The sequence below is a fragment of the Olsenella sp. Marseille-P4559 genome (assembly GCF_900605015.1).
Taxonomy (GTDB): domain Bacteria; phylum Actinomycetota; class Coriobacteriia; order Coriobacteriales; family Atopobiaceae; genus Tractidigestivibacter.
On record NZ_LR027575.1, the window covers coordinates 383,489 to 398,013 of the forward strand.

A 14,525-nucleotide genomic window follows, 5' to 3' on the forward strand; every position below is an offset into this window, starting at 1 on the left:
ACGTGCACGTCCGTCGGCGGGACCGGCGGGAGCTGAGGGGGGATACATGACATCAACCGAGGTGCCAAGCCTAGGTGATGGGAGCGCCTTCGTGGGACCAAGCGAGGTCGAGCAGGCGCGCTCTGCGCTCGCGCTGGTGGACGTTCCCGAGGAGCTCCGCGACAACCTGGCACTCTTCCTGCGCCTGGTCCGCAAGGTGCTTGCGGAGAATGACCCAGACCTTCTCGCCACCTTCGACCTTCTGTTGGGCGATGCCATCCGCGTGACGTATGCAGACAGCGTGGCACACACGGACGAGAAGGCTGCCCAGGCCCAGAGGGCGTTCAACGAGTTTGTCTCGACCATCGACGGGCTTTCCATGGACAGGGCAACGCTGCTCATGCGCGCTTTTGTCACCTACTTCCATCTGGCAAACATCTGCGAGGAGAACTACCGCGTCTCATCGCTGCGCCGCCGCGAGGGCGAGGTCCCCACAACGGAGTCCGCAGACCCCATCAACGATCTTACGGTTGCCTATGGGCGGTTGGTTGACGAGTGCGGCCGCGCCAAGGCAGTGGCGCTTCTCAACCGCCTGGAGTTCCACCCGGTCTTCACCGCGCACCCCACCGAGGCGCGGCGCAAGGCGGTCGAGGGCAAGATCAGCCGCATCTCCGGGCTGCTCACCAGGCGCGCGACGCTCGCAGGCCTGGAGCTGGTGGAGAACGAGCGGCTCATGCTGCAGGAGATTGACGCCCTGGTGCGCACCTCGCCCATCGCGTACAAGAAGCCGACGCCCGTCGAGGAGGCCGACACCGTCATCGACATCTTCGACGCCACCCTCTTCGACATGGTGCCCGAGGTCTACCGGCGCTTTGACGACTGGGAGCTGGGCTCGCGTGCCGGCACCGTGCCGCCCATGTGCCCGGCGTTCTTCCACCCCGGCAGCTGGATTGGCTCCGACCGCGATGGCAACCCCAACGTTACCGCAAAGGTGAGTCGCAAGGTGGCCGAGAAGTTCCGCGTCCACATGCTGGAGGCGCTGGCCGACAGGACCTACTACGTGGGCAAAAACCTCACGCTGGATACGCGCTTCACCAAGCCCTCCGACGCGCTCCTGAACCTGTGGAACCACCAGGTCGAGATGAGCGAGGTCCTCTCGCAGCGTGCACTTGAGGTCTCGACCTCCGAGCTCCACCGCGCCATCATGATCGTAATCTCTGATCGCCTGCGCGCCACCATTCAGCGTACGGCCGACATCATGTACGCCTCGGCCGACGACTACATCGTCGACCTGCGGGTTGTTCAGCGCTCGCTCGCCGCGGCCGGTGCCGTGCGCACCGCTTACGGCCCCTTGCAAAAGCTCATCTGGCAGGCGGAGACCTTCGGGTTCTGCCTGGTGGAGATGGAGTTTCGTCAGCACTCGCTCGTGCACGCGCGTGCGCTCGAGGACATCCGCGAGCATGGGCGCTGGGGCGAGAGGGGAGAGCTCCAGCCCATGACGCGCGAGGTCCTCGACACCTTCCGCGCCATCGGCAGCATCCAGCGCGTGAACGGCGAGAAGGCCGCGCGGCGCTACATCATCTCGTTCACGCAGTCGGCGCAGAACGTGGCCGACGTGTACGAGCTGGCCCAGCTCGCCTTTGCCCACAAGTCTGACGTGCCGGTGCTCGACGTGATTCCGCTCTTCGAGCAGGTCGAGGACCTTGAGAGCGCCGTGGACACGCTCGACCAGATCATCAGGCTCGAACCCGTGCAGAGGCGACTTGCCCAGACCGGCAGGCGCATGGAGGTCATGCTCGGCTACTCCGACTCCTCGAAGGATGCCGGCCCCACCTCGGCCACGCTGGTGCTTCACGCGGCGCAGGCGGCCATCGCGCAGTGGGCCGAGAGGAACGACATCGACCTGGTGCTCATGCATGGCCGCGGCGGCGCGGTGGGACGCGGCGGCGGCCCGGCCAACCGCGCGGTTCTCTCGCAGCCCAAGGGCTCGGTCAACTGCCGCTTTAAGCTTACAGAGCAGGGCGAGGTCATCTTCGCTCGCTATGGCGACCCCACGCTGGCCAGACGCCATGTGGAGTCTGTGGCCGGCGCGACGCTTCTGCAGTCATCGCCTTCCATCGAGTACGTGAACACCGAGACCACGGCCAAGTACGCCGACCTTGCAGCCAGGCTGGATGTCTTGTCGCGCAAGCGCTATCGCGAGCTGCTCGAGACCGAGGGGTTTGCGGAGTGGTTCTCCACGGTCACGCCGCTTACCGAGATTGGCCTCATGCCCATAGGGTCGCGTCCGGCCAAGCGTGGCTTGGGGGCCAAGTCCTTGGACGACCTGCGCACCATCCCGTGGATCTTCTCGTGGTCTCAGGCGCGCATCAACCTGGCAGCGTGGTACGGTTTGGGAACGGCATGCGAGGAGCTTGACGACCTCGGGCTTCTCCGCCAGGCCTATGCCGAGTGGCCACTCTTCACGACGTTCATCGACAACATTGAGATGTCGCTCTCAAAGACCGACGAGCGCATTGGCCGCATGTATCTGGCGCTGGGCTCGCGTGACGACCTCGCGGAGAAGGTTCTGGACGAGATGCGCCTTACGCGCAAGTGGGTACTGGCGATTGTTGGTGACGAGTGGCCGCTTGAGCACAGACGCGTGCTGGGGCCGGTGATCCGCGCGAGGCTGCCGTTCGTGAACGTGCTTTCGGTGACGCAGGTGCGCGCGCTGCGCGAGATGCGCACGCGCGGCGAGCACCTCACGCCGGAAGAGCGCGAGCGATTCATCTATCTCATCCTGTGCACCGTGTCCGGGGTTGCTGCCGGGCTGCAGAATACGGGATGACGGTTCTGACACGGTAGATCTGCCGACCACGTTGACGACACTGCTCGACGAACGTGTTGCGGTCTGCAACACGTTCGTCGACGTTTCTGTGACGTCCTGCGCGCGTCACACGTTTGTGTACGATTGTGTGACGGTTCGCAATACATTCGGTGTCGAGTGGGGTAGCCTCTGGCTGAGCAGCATTTGTGAAGCGAGAAAAACTTGGGATTGACGGTTGCGTTACACGAGCATTTTCGCGTAAGATACTCCTCGCTGCATCCCCGGCAGCACAGATTTGGGCGTTTAGCTCAGGGGGAGAGCGCTTCCCTGACACGGAAGAGGTCAGAAGTTCAAATCTTCTAACGCCCACCATAAACTCGCAGGCCAGAGGGTGTTTCCTCTGGCCTGTTTTTTGTGCCCACCATATGCCCACCACGGTGTCCACCAAAACTGCAGTGGGGTGCTCGTGTTGCTGCGTGCCCACTGCGGCTTGGTGGGCACGAGTTGTGGAGAAATCATCTAAGTACGAAAGAGGCCGGAGAGGCATCCCTCTCCGGCCTGCATATGGGGCCTCCCGGGTTTCGGAAGGGCATCCCTCCGACCCACAGACTACGTCGGACGTCCGTCGCTGTAATACGCTTCACAAAGTCTTCTTTACGCTGTCAGTTAGTTGCATGATAAGCGCCGAACTATCGTTCTCCATTACCCTAATCCCATCCAGATGGTCAATAGAGCGCCGAGAACGGTACATACGACGCCGGTGATAATCGGGACGACAATGTTCCATGCAACCTTAGAAGTCCAAGACTCTTTTTCGACAATCTGGACGGGGAGGCCAAGAGTCTCATTGATGGCAGCATTGCCTTGCGCTGTCTTTGAGGCATCTACCTTAATGCCAAGCTTGTCGAGCTTGCCGTGTTGATCCTCAAGCATCATCAGCGCCTTGATGATGCGGTTGTTTACCTCTGCAAGGACTTTGCCATAGGCAGAAGAGGGAATGAGCTGACGGATACTCACGCATTGTATGCCGCCGGACTTCTTAAGCACCTCGCCGGCAAGAAACGAGAGGTCACGGTATCCGCCAGGATCTGCCTCGGAGAGCTTCTGGACGGAAAGAATATCCTCTCTGATTGGAACGTCGGCAATCTCGTCGAGCGTGTCGCTGCTTAAACATCCAACAGGAAGTGGGACGTTATTGACCTGAACCATCAGGTTGAATCCTGAGTAAGTAATGTTCAGGCTTTTCGTCCTGCGGTAATCTGGGACGTCATCAGTCCCCAGGTATCCCGTCAGCTCATTCTCCGCCCATCTCTCAAGCTCCTCGTTATGCACGTCATGCGCAAGCACCTGAAGCCTCTTGAGGGACTTCTCGATGGGCACGTCACCGTTAACGGCGTCGATGATGATCTGGCTCTTGGGCATCCGTCTCCTTACTCGTCATCGGAATCAGAATCGTCGTCCTCGTCCCACCCACGACGTGCCTGTCGGATCAGCATCTCGGCGATGGCCCTCATGATGGCCTCGTACTTCTCCCTGTCCTGGAACATGGAGGCGAAGGCGTCCTGGCTTCCCATGTAGGCGTCCATGGCCTCGTCACCAAAGATCTTGGGGAAGGTGCTGTCGGTGAAGACGGTCTCCCCGTCGTGAGTGAGGCTCTCGCGCACGCGCTCGTTCTTGGAGAGGCGGCGGTACAGCGCGTCCACCACCACGCGGTCGTCCTCGGTGAAGTCGCCCGCGTACTCCTCGTTTATCTTGGCCACGAGCTCGGAGAGCGGGTCCTCACGCTTGTCGAGACTGCTCTGCGCCCTCTTGTCGTTCTGCTCCAGCTCGCCCTTCTCGTCGGCCAGCTCGATGGCCCCGCGGTAGGTCTCCGTGAGCTTGTAGTAGTCCATCTGCACCTTGTCGTCGATGGCGTCCACGTTGATCTTGTCGGCGGTCAGCAGGTGTGAGAGGTACGAGAGGAGGATGTACTCCTTGTGCATCTCGCGGTCGAACATGCGGACGATCTGCGTCACGTAGCCGTACCACTTGATGAAGCTGCGGACCTTGCGCCTGAACTGGTAACGGTCCTCCTCGGAGAGCTCGTTGTAGCGCTTGGCGCAGGGGGTGAGCAGAGACTTGATCCTGCCCTGCACGTTCTTGCGGTTCTTGCCGAACTCAAGCGCCGCGACCGCGTCGGCGTCCTTCTCCGTGTACACGTGGTAGCCGTGGATCTCGCGCAAAAGGCCGTAGATCCTGTCGGTGTCGATGGGCTCGGCGAGGTCGGTCTCGATGTAGTAGGGCTGGAATGCCTTGAGGATGTCGTCGCGCGTGTTGGCGAAGTCGATGACGAGTGTGTCCGTCTTGCCACGGCACGTGCGGTCGATGCGGCAGATCGTCTGCACCGCCTTCACGTCGCGCAGCCGCTTGTCGATGACCAGCGTGTGGAGCAGCGGCTCGTCGAAGCCCGTCTGGTACTTCTCGGCAACCACGAGGATGGCGCCCCAGTTGTGGAACTCCTTCTTGGTCTGCGACTCCTTCACGTGCTGGCCGTCGTAGCCCACGTTCATGCCGCCCTCGGTGTACTCGGGGCCGTCCGTGCCGTCGGCCGGGTCCTGCAGCGCGCCCGAGAAGGCCACGAGCACCTCGATGCCGCGGTAGCCCTGCGACTCGATGTAGCCCTTGATGGCGCGCTGGTAGCGCACAGCTGCGAGCCGCGAGCCGGTGACTACCATCATCTTGCCACGCCCGCCGATCTTCCTGCCCGTAATCTCGCGATAGGCCTCCACGATGACGCGGGCCTTCTGCTCGATGGCGTAGGGGTGGAGCTCGGTGTACTTGCGCAGCAGCTTGAGCGTGGGCGAGCTTGGCACGTCGGGGTCGTCGGGGATGGACTTCGCCAACTGCACCGCCTCGTCGTAGGTCACGTAGTTGGCGAGCGGGTCCAGGATGAAGCCCTCCTCTATGGCCTGCCGCATGCTGTACACGTGGAAGGGCGCATACGAGCCGTCCGGCATCTCCTCCCCGAAGAGCTCGAGCGTCTGCTTCTTGGGCGTGGCCGTGAAGGCGAGGAAGGTTATGTTGTCGTGCCTGCCCTGCGCGGCCATCTGACGCAGCATCCCGTCGCGCTCGTAGTCGCTCGCGTCCTCCCACTGTTCCTCGTAGTCGGCGAACTCCTTGAGCGCCTCCTCGGTGTCCGCTAGGGCCTGCTTGAGATGTATGGCGTGGCTGCCAGTCTGCGAGCTGTGGGCCTCGTCCACGATGACGCAGAACCTCTTGCCAGTCGAATGCACCTCCTCATAGATTATCGAGTACTTCTGCAGCGTGGAGACGATGAGCTTGGCACCGTCGTTGAGTGCGTCGCGGAGGTCCTTGGAGGTGCACTTGTCGTCAATGACGGTGACCTGCCCTTTCTGGTGGTCGAGCCCTCCCACGGTCTCCTGGAGCTGTCGGTCGAGGACCGTGCGGTCAGTCACGATGACCACGGAGTCGAACATGGGCCTGTCGTTCTCGTCGAACATGGTGGAGAGCTGATAGGCGCACCACGCGATCGAGTTCGACTTGCCCGAGCCCGCGCTGTGCTGCACGAGGTAGCTGTGCCCCGGCCCCTTGGCACGTACGTCACGCGTGATCCTGCGCACCACGTCGAGCTGGTGGTAGCGCGGGAAGATAATGTGCCGAACTGTCTTTACCTGCTCCTGCCCATCCGCGTCGATAAATGTCTCCTGCTTCTCCTCCACGTGCTCGTAGCGGTTGAGGATGTCGAGCAGGGAGTCGGCCTGAAGCACATCCTCCCAGAGGTAGCTCGTCTGATAGCCGTCGGGGTTGGGCGGGTTCCCCCTGCCGCCGTCGACACCGGGCCCGTTCGAGCCCTGGTTGAACGGCAGAAAGTAGGTGTCCTCACCCCTGAGCTCGGTCGCCAACCACGCCTGCGAGAGATCCACGGCGAAGAACGCCACGATGCGCGAGTCGAAGCGGAAAGCCTCCTCGCGCGGATCGCGGTCGAGTTTCCACTGACGGATGGCGTCCTCGTGGGTCTGTCCCGTGAACTGGTCCTTGAGCTCCAAGGCGACGAGCGGGATGCCGTTCACGTCGAGCACCACGTCTACGGTGTTTCGCGTGTCGGTGGCCGAGTAGTGGAACTGGCGGATGCAGCGCAGGCAGTTCTTCCGGTAGAGCCTCTCGGTCTTGGGGTTGAGCCCCGACTCGGGGCGAAACTCAACGACCTTGAACTTGAGTCCACGGTGCTTGAACCCATGCTTCAGCACGTGAAGGATGCCGTCGTGGCTCACCGCGTCCTGGAAGGCCTTGAAGAACATCCGGGTGGGGTCGGCCGTCTTGCAGCGCTTCTCGAAGAGCCCCCACGTCTTGGGCTGCGTGGTCTGGACGTAGTTGACCAGCGTGGCGATGTCGATGCCATGGCCAGGCATGTCCGAATAGCCGTGCCCCTCGAGGGCCTGGTACGTGCCATCTTCGACGTAGATGAACGACTGCTTGTCAGATGCCTTGAGCCAACCTCCCTCCTCTGAGGTGAGGTAAGCCTCGATATCCTCCTCGAGGTTGCGCTCTTTTGTATCGGTCGCCATGGGGCTACACCTCCCGCTTTCCAGTGACCACCTCGTAGATGAGCGACTGTTTGTAGGCCTTAAGGTCATCGATGATGGATTGCTTCTGGGCAATTGCCTGGTCGATTGCGTCGCACTTTGAATCAAGCTGATTGGCAATCAAGAGCTGCTCATCTAGATTAGGAAGCGGCACTTGCGCCTGCGCGAGCATGTTGGCGGCTAGGTTTTGACTTGTTGCGCCTATGGCTGTTGCCACGGCTTGGTTTAACGTGGAAGAGCTTGCAAGTGCATAGTTGAGCCAGGAGGGGTTGCAGCCCTTGGGCCTTGCCACCGTGAGTGAAGAAGCGACTGTTCCTTCGTCTTCTTGTACGTTGAGCGCGCACTTTCCAACACTACCCCTGAGACAATAAACTACGTCGTCAATATGCAGCCTGACACCTCCGAGGGAGTCATATTTCATCTGCGTTATGTGCTTTGAGAACGTGTGGGAGAGATGTCTTCCGTTCAACTCTGCGGATGTGACGAACGGTATTCCATCGGAGACAATGTCATCGCCCGAAGGGTACCGCGCACTTCTATCACCGTTTAGGAAGAAGGCAACGTGCTTAAAACGCACAAGCGGCCAGTTAGCGGGCTTGTTGCCAATGAACGCATTGCCGCTTGGGACCATCTCGGCATAGGCATTGACTCCAGAGTTCACGGTATGGGTTATAAGGGCTTGCTCATAAAGCTCATACTCCGAAATCAAAGCTTCAGCATGGCTAATTGCCGTGTCAACTTCGGTGCACTTGGCGTCAAGGTAGTCGGCAATGCGTCGCTGCTCATTAAGTGGCGGCAAAGGAATATAGGTGTTTAAGAAGTCATCTACGTGCAAGTCCCATTGCCCAACACGAAGCCCGGTTGAAAGACCCCTCCAGAGATCAGAGAGCGAGCTGCAACGAAGAAGATAATGAGCATACCGAGGCCAGAGCCCTTCCGACCTGAACTTAAAAACGTGGTAAGCAGGGCTAACGATGCCATCATAACCAGACAAGGCCATAGAGCCTTGCCAGGCCTTCATTTTGTTGATTACAAAGTCACCTCTGTTCACATACTTGTACTTTGATGTGTCGCGTGAGGTGACATTGTGATTGTCGTCACGGCTGTCCTTGGGTATCACGCCATAATCACGATAAAGCGATAAGACCCTGGCATCGAGTTTGTTAGTTATTGCGGATGGGGTGAAAAAAGCCTTAAGCCGGAACAGATTCCATTGGGCAGGAATCACCCCAATATATGGCAAACCGCTATCCTTCATCTCCCGTGCCACGTTTATCGCCCCTCACCGAACAGCGCTTCAAGGCTGGCTTCGAGTGCCTTCTCGTGCTCGACGATGCGCTTGGCGATCTCTTCGGCGGGTTCCAGCTCCTTGTACTTGTAGAACGCCCGCGTGAACGGGATGGTGTAGCCGCGCTGGACCTTCTTCTTGTCGAACCAGGCGCCGGGGTTGTAGGGCTCCACCTCGCGCTGCATGTAGGCGTCGATGTTCTCGCCCAGAGGGACGTCCTCGGTGTCGGTGACCTTCTTGCCGTCCTCGTCCGTTTTGGCGACGGGCTTGCCCTTCCTGTCTCGGACGACAGTGCCGTCCTCGTCGCGCTCGGGCGTGTACACGGTGATGCGGTCGAAGCCGAACTCCGTCGAGTCGAAGAGCTTGGCTTCCACGCTCACGGCCGAGCCATCCTCGGCCGTGCCCTCGTAGGTTCCGTCGGCCCAGCTGCCATAGGCCTTCACGATGAGGTCACGGCACACCTTGGTGATGTCGTTCTTCTTGTCGCCGATGCCCTTGCGGCGCTTCACGAAGGCGTTGCTGGCGTCCACGAGGAGAACCTTGCCCCTGTGGCTCTCGGGCTTGTCCTTGTCGAAGAGCCAGATGTAGGTGGCGATGCCCGTGTTCACGAAGGAGTCAGTCGAGAGCTGGATGATGGCGTCGAGCCAATCGTTCTCAAGTATGTAGCGGCGGTAGTCGTCCTCGCCCCTGCCAGGCTTGCCCTTGTAGAGCGGCGAGGCGTCCTGGACGATGGCCATGATGCCCTCGTCCTTGAGCTTGGCGAGGCCGTTCAGGGCGAAGAGCGTCTGCCCATCGCCCACTGCCGGCAGCTCGCAGGGGAAGCGCCCCTCGCCGCCCTTGGCATGCTCGGCCTTGATGGCGGCCTGCCGAGCGGCGAACGAGATGCCGAAGGGCGGGTTCTGTATCACGTAGTCGAACTTGTAGCCGGGAAACTGGTCGTTGTCGTAGGTGTTGCCGCGTCGCATGTTGTCGGCGTCCTCGCCGCGGATGAGCGCCGAGGCCTTGGCGATGGCGAAGGTGAACGGGTTGAGCTCCTGCCCGAAGGTCTGCACATCCGCCTCAGAGTCGAGCGCGAGCAGCCGCTCGCGCATGCAGCTGAGCATCTGCGAGGTGCCCATGGAGCCGTCGTACACGAGCCGGCGGATGTGGTCGCCCTCGAACACGCGCGGGTCGGCGGAGATGACGAGGTCAGTCATGAGATAGACGATGTCGCGGCTGGTGAAGTGCTCCCCGGCCTCATCTGTCTCGGAGAAGCGGCTCACAAGGTTCTCGAAGATGCCGCCCATCTCGACCTCGGTCACTTTGCTGGGGCTGAAGTCCCCCTTGCTGCCGCCGAAGTCCTTTACGACCTGATACAGCACTCCGCTGTCCGCCATCGTGCGGATCTCGTTGTCGAACTTCATGCCGGACTGGAAGAGGATGTCCTGCACGTTCTCGGAAAAGCCCTGAAGGTAGTCCGTGAAGTTTTCTTCTATGCCTGCTGGGTCGGCCAGCAGGGTCTCCCACGTGAAGGAGGACGTGTTGTAGAAGTCGTAGCCCGAGGCGCGGCGCAGGAATCCGTCGCGTACGTCGAGCCCGGCAGTCCTCTTGGCGGTTTCGAGCACGTTCTCGTGCGTGGGTAGCAGGCAGTCGTGGAAGCGCTTCACGATGGTCATGGGCAGGATCACGCGCCCGTACTCGACGGGCTTGTAGAGCCCGCGCAGGGTGTCGGCGATGCTCCACACGAGCGCTGCCTTCTCGGCGGCCTGTTTTGTGGTCGTCGCTTGGAGCTCTCTTTCGTCAGTCAATTCGATTCAGCCTTTCATCGGTGTCATTGTTGATATTCTAAGACCTCAATAGGTGGCGTTCAGCGTGTCCAGCGCCCGTGCGAAGCTGTTGTTCGTTATCTTCAGCCCGTTGGAGTCCTCCATCCTTATGACGGGCGGGTACGTCTCTGGGTGCGCCTCCATCTCTGCGACGGCGCTGGATGCGCCCAGCTTGCCGGGCGTGCTGTGCGGCATCGGCCCCACGAGAACGGCCCGGTAGACGTACGAGTTGCGCAGCTTCGCGAAGTTGAAGTGCTTCAGCTCGTCGTAGTCGAGCGCGCATTCCAGGTCGTTGGAGGAGATGCCGCGCCTCCTCGCGATGCTCCGGAGCTTCCCCTCGCTCGTCATGCTGTCGCCGATCACGAGGACCTTGGTGGGGCGGACCTCGGCCCGCCCGTCGTCGCCCAGGAGGTCGGACATCCCAAGGAGGCGAAGAAGCTCGTCAAGCTCGCCCGTCCGGTTCGCCATGGTGAGGGCCGGCAGGAGGCCGTCCTCCAGGCGCTCTTCCACGGCCTGGCCCAGGTCGTAGAGCTCGGCGGCGGAGAGGGGCGTCAACGTCCCACCGCCTCGTCGTAGGCGCCGGCCGCGGCCTCGCGGGACTTGCGGATGCGTATCTTCAGGACGGAGATCTCGTCGAGGCGGGCCCGGTACCCGTCGGCAGCCTTCTTCTGCACGTCGGCCGGCGGCACGGGTATCTGGATCTGCCTGAGGTTCCGAAGCGGCAGGTTGGGGATGGTCGTCCCTACGACCATCTGCTCCAGGCTACGCTTCCCGTCCTCGCTTGCGAGGAACGCCGCCACGAAGTAGGGGTCCACGCGGTCGGTGTCGAGCCTGATGACGTAGAGGTTGCCGTTGGCGAGTATGGTCCTGCCCTCGGGCACGTCCGCCACTGCCACCTTAAAGGGCGCGCCGTTCTTGGAAATCACGAGGTCGCCGGTGCGCAGCCACTGCCTCTCGGTCTTCTGGTCGAGGCTAGTGAGGTTCGGCAGGTCGTCCGAGATGGCGCCGTCCTCGATGTCCGAGAGCCGAACGTAGAAGAGCCCCGTGTCCTCCTCGGTCGTGAGCGCGTCGAGCTCCCTCGCGCTGAAGCCCGCCCCTCGCTCGATTGCGAGCGACAGGTCGCCGAGCGGCCTGGGGTTCACAAGGTCGGGGGCCTGGCCGAGGTAGCGGCTGGCGTAGAGGCTGTAGCCGCGCGAGGCGATGTCGGCGCGCTCGGCGCGGCGACTCATGGGCCCGTCCTCGCCGAGGCGGCCCACGATCTCAGAGACGGCCTCGTCGGAGAGCGTGTTCCAGCGGCGCCCCTCGTCGGCGAGGTCGGAGGCGTCGACCATGCGGACCGGCCCGTCGTTGCGGCCGAGCACGAGGAGCGCGCAGCCGAGGGCCGTCGAGCGGAAGAGCCTGGTCGGGAGGGCCACCACAGCCCGGAGCATCCCGTTCTCCACGAAGTAGCGCCGCGCCCGCTGGTCGCCGCCGTTGCCAAGGGCTCCGTTGGTGACGATGGCCACGGCGGTGCCGCCCTCGGCGAGGGAGTCGTACGCGAGCCGGGCGAACACCCAGTCGGCGGAGGCGGGCCGTCCCATGGGGTCAGTCTCGTCCACGAAGGGGGCGAGGTAGTCGGCGCCGGGATTGCGCATGAAGGCCAACTTCATGCCGAAGGGCGGGTTGGCGAAGACCTTGTCGTAGGCAACGAGGGAGGGCCTGTGGAACACGTCGCCCAGGCCGACGGGGCGGTCCCCAGGGAGCAGCCTCATGCGGGCTACGGCCAGGCATGCCGCGTCCTGGCTCACGTCGACGCCGTAGGTCCTGATGCCGGGATTCCTCTCGATGGCATCGACGAGAAGGGAGCCAGCGCCGCAGCACGCGTCGTAGAGGCGGTCGCCGTCGTGGCAGTCAAGGATGGCGAGCGCGAGGGCGCGAAGGGGCTCGGGGGTCGTGAGCTCCCTCCGCATGCCGAAGCTCCTGTCCTCGTCCACGTTGTAGTGGAGCACGAAGTCGCGCAGCTCGTCAGTGGTGTAGGGACTCCCGAAGAGGTGTAGGGCGGCGCTCTCGAAGGCCCCGTCGGGGCCAGTGACGAAGCGGTCGCGCAGGATGGGGTCGAGCTGGTGGTCGCCGACGACCGAGAGGTACTGCTCGTGGTCAATGCCGTGGCGGTCAAGGCCCTTCTCTATCAGGAGGAGGGCGGCGTATGCCGCGAGGTTGGCGTCCACGCCCATGTCGCCCAAGGGCTCGATGTGGTCGAGGTCCTTTGCAATCATGATGCGGCTGGTCTGCTCTGGAGTAAGTGACAAGGCAACCTCCTGGTTATCGGTAACCGTATTACTATGGTTAAGAGTAACCAGATGAAGCAAAGCTGTCAAGTGCAATAGATGGTTATTGTTAACCAATAACTGAGCCACAGGCGATAGCGCTCGGGGACGTGTAGTCTGGCTTGAGTTGAAGGGAAGAGGACCTTTCACGTCCCACTGCCCGCCGGACGCTCGCCGGGGATCCGGTGCCGCCGCATGCTGCCCCGTCGTGGGTCGTCCGTGCCATGTGCGGGGCCGGGCCGTTCGTGCCACGGGGCTCCGCGCGCCCTGGGAGGTCACCGGGGCAGCCGGGACTCCTCCGCGGTCTGTCCTCGCGTGCGGGCCTGCGGCAGCCGGCATCGTCGGGCCGGTCTTCGGCCGCCCATGGCAGCCAGCAAGCTGTCTGCCATGGGTCCCCGGCCTCAGCCCGTCCCTCCTCAGCCGTCTGCCTCCGGCACCGCGCTCGTCCAGCCCGCTCCGTTGCTCCCGGCTGCCGTGCACGGTTGCCGTTTTGGCGTGCTACGCCCCGCGTCACGGACGTCCTGCCGGCCCCGCACATGGCGCTGCGTTATGTCGCTCGCCCGCATGCGCCGTCACCGGATCCGTGGGGCCGTCTCGGTCCGGCGGGCAGTGGGACGTGATGCTCGCAAGCAGCTGGCATGCAGCTCGCAGCAATCTTGCCTCTGGCCAGCACCGAGCTCGCAGCAATCTTGCACGCCACCGGCGCAACGCTTATAGCACTCCAAGTCCCGTAGGCCTTTCAGAGCTCACCAGACGGCACAAGTGGCCGCCTCAGACCCCGAACAGCCCACCGGTGACCGAATTATCGGTGCGGGCATCGTCACCGCACCGGCGAGCCCCCGGCCGCGTCGTCCGAACCCTCTACAGGTGTTCGAGCTCCTTGCAACGGTTGACAGCTGCCTTCACGGGGCCGACCGCCCTCCCGAACGCCGTGGTCCAAATCCCGTTGCCGTCGAGGGCGTTGGAGTTGAACTGGACGGTCTCCTCCATGGAAAGCCGCCCATAGCTCTCGGCCCCTTGTCCATCCGCGAACATCGCGGCGAACTTGCTCGAGAGCGGCAGGATGGTGGCCGTGAAGTCACTGTAGTCATCGGTGATACCGATGAACGAGACTGGCATCGAGCACGAGATGAACGGCATCACGGGCGACGCCTGCAGGACGATCATACGCATCCCGGCCAACCTGTCCCTGATATGGCTGGTTGGGGCCTTCGGATCCCCGGACAGCAGAGTGAACCTCATGATGGCGGCGTCGGCAACGGGCTCCAGACTTCCCCTGAGGCCGATGAGTCCGAGGAGGTCCCAGTCCCCTGGCGTGAGTTTCTCCTCCCGTGCGAACTCTTCGGCGATCTTGGCCGCATGGTCCCTGTCGCTTGCGAGGAAGGAGGGGCTCCTGGCGATGAGGTTGGCAACGAGATCGCACACGGCCAGGCGCCCCTCCTCAAAGCGCTCATTGACATAATCCTGTCTCTCGCAGCATTCCAGCAGGTCATCCAGGCCCTTCGATAGCCTGCCCTCGACTTCGAAAAGCTCGTCCTCGATACGGTTCTCCTGGAAGAAGGCGTCGCCATCCTCGCCGGTGCCTATCCTCGACTCGTACAGGAACCTCTCGCTGCAGATTCCTTCCGGGCGCATGCGAAAGTAGCGGTCGTCGACGCGCCTGTACGCGCTCAGCATACCGTCATTCCCGGCGAAATGCCGCAGATAGAACCTCGGCACGAAGTGCTGCCGCTTGGTGGAGCCCTTTCCCATGGC

The 14,525-nt window shown here is 62.4% G+C and carries 8 protein-coding genes and 1 tRNA gene; 2 read left to right on the top strand and 7 right to left on the bottom strand.

The genetic code is table 11. The features are described 5' to 3' along the window. Positions 1–46 precede the first annotated feature (46 nt). Positions 47–2,809 carry a phosphoenolpyruvate carboxylase gene (locus E0E00_RS13285; RefSeq protein WP_130813012.1) on the top strand — a complete coding sequence of 921 codons (2,763 nt, stop codon included), beginning with the start codon at positions 47–49 and terminating at the stop codon, positions 2,807–2,809. Positions 2,810–3,085: 276 nt separating this feature from the next. Further along, positions 3,086–3,160 (top strand) — tRNA-Val (locus tag E0E00_RS13290). A 330-nt stretch (positions 3,161–3,490) separates the two neighbouring features. Here the strand turns inward: E0E00_RS13290 and E0E00_RS13295 are convergent. From E0E00_RS13295 to E0E00_RS13325, 7 genes are all read right to left on the bottom strand, one after another. Then, positions 3,491–4,210, bottom strand: a complete 720-nt coding sequence (locus tag E0E00_RS13295; protein ID WP_130813013.1) for a hypothetical protein — start codon at positions 4,208–4,210, stop codon at positions 3,491–3,493. A gap of 8 nt (positions 4,211–4,218) precedes the next feature. Further along, positions 4,219–7,353: a type I restriction endonuclease subunit R gene (locus E0E00_RS13300; RefSeq protein ID WP_130813014.1), complete on the bottom strand. Its 3,135-nt coding sequence runs from the start codon at positions 7,351–7,353 to the stop codon at positions 4,219–4,221. 4 nt (positions 7,354–7,357) lie between these two features. Beyond that, positions 7,358–8,641: a restriction endonuclease subunit S gene (locus E0E00_RS13305; protein ID WP_130813015.1), complete on the bottom strand. Its 1,284-nt coding sequence runs from the start codon at positions 8,639–8,641 to the stop codon at positions 7,358–7,360. 2 nt (positions 8,642–8,643) lie between these two features. Further along, positions 8,644–10,446: a class I SAM-dependent DNA methyltransferase gene (locus E0E00_RS13310; protein ID WP_130813016.1), complete on the bottom strand. Its 1,803-nt coding sequence runs from the start codon at positions 10,444–10,446 to the stop codon at positions 8,644–8,646. Positions 10,447–10,491: 45 nt separating this feature from the next. Beyond that, positions 10,492–11,019 (bottom strand): hypothetical protein, encoded by a 528-nt coding sequence (locus E0E00_RS13315; protein ID WP_130813017.1) that lies wholly within the window; start codon positions 11,017–11,019, stop codon positions 10,492–10,494. After that, the gene (locus E0E00_RS13320) at positions 11,016–12,752 is read right to left on the bottom strand and encodes an N-6 DNA methylase (protein WP_165443706.1); all 1,737 of its coding nucleotides are present in this window, start codon (positions 12,750–12,752) and stop codon (positions 11,016–11,018) included. Before E0E00_RS13320 ends, E0E00_RS13315 begins: the two co-directional genes overlap by 4 nt. A gap of 879 nt (positions 12,753–13,631) precedes the next feature. Beyond that, positions 13,632–14,522, bottom strand: coding sequence for a DUF4238 domain-containing protein (locus tag E0E00_RS13325; protein ID WP_130813019.1), 891 nt, complete (start codon positions 14,520–14,522; stop codon positions 13,632–13,634). Positions 14,523–14,525 lie beyond the last annotated feature (3 nt).

Bases quoted from the DNA above. Each gene is read 5' to 3' on its own strand.
- E0E00_RS13300 (WP_130813014.1), bottom strand. From the start codon at position 7,353: ATGGCGACCGATACAAAAGAGCGCAACCTCGAGGAGGATATCGAGGCT.
- E0E00_RS13295 (WP_130813013.1), bottom strand. From the start codon at position 4,210: ATGCCCAAGAGCCAGATCATCATCGACGCCGTTAACGGTGACGTGCCC.
- E0E00_RS13325 (WP_130813019.1), bottom strand. From the start codon at position 14,522: ATGGGAAAGGGCTCCACCAAGCGGCAGCACTTCGTGCCGAGGTTCTAT.
- E0E00_RS13285 (WP_130813012.1), top strand. From the start codon at position 47: ATGACATCAACCGAGGTGCCAAGCCTAGGTGATGGGAGCGCCTTCGTG.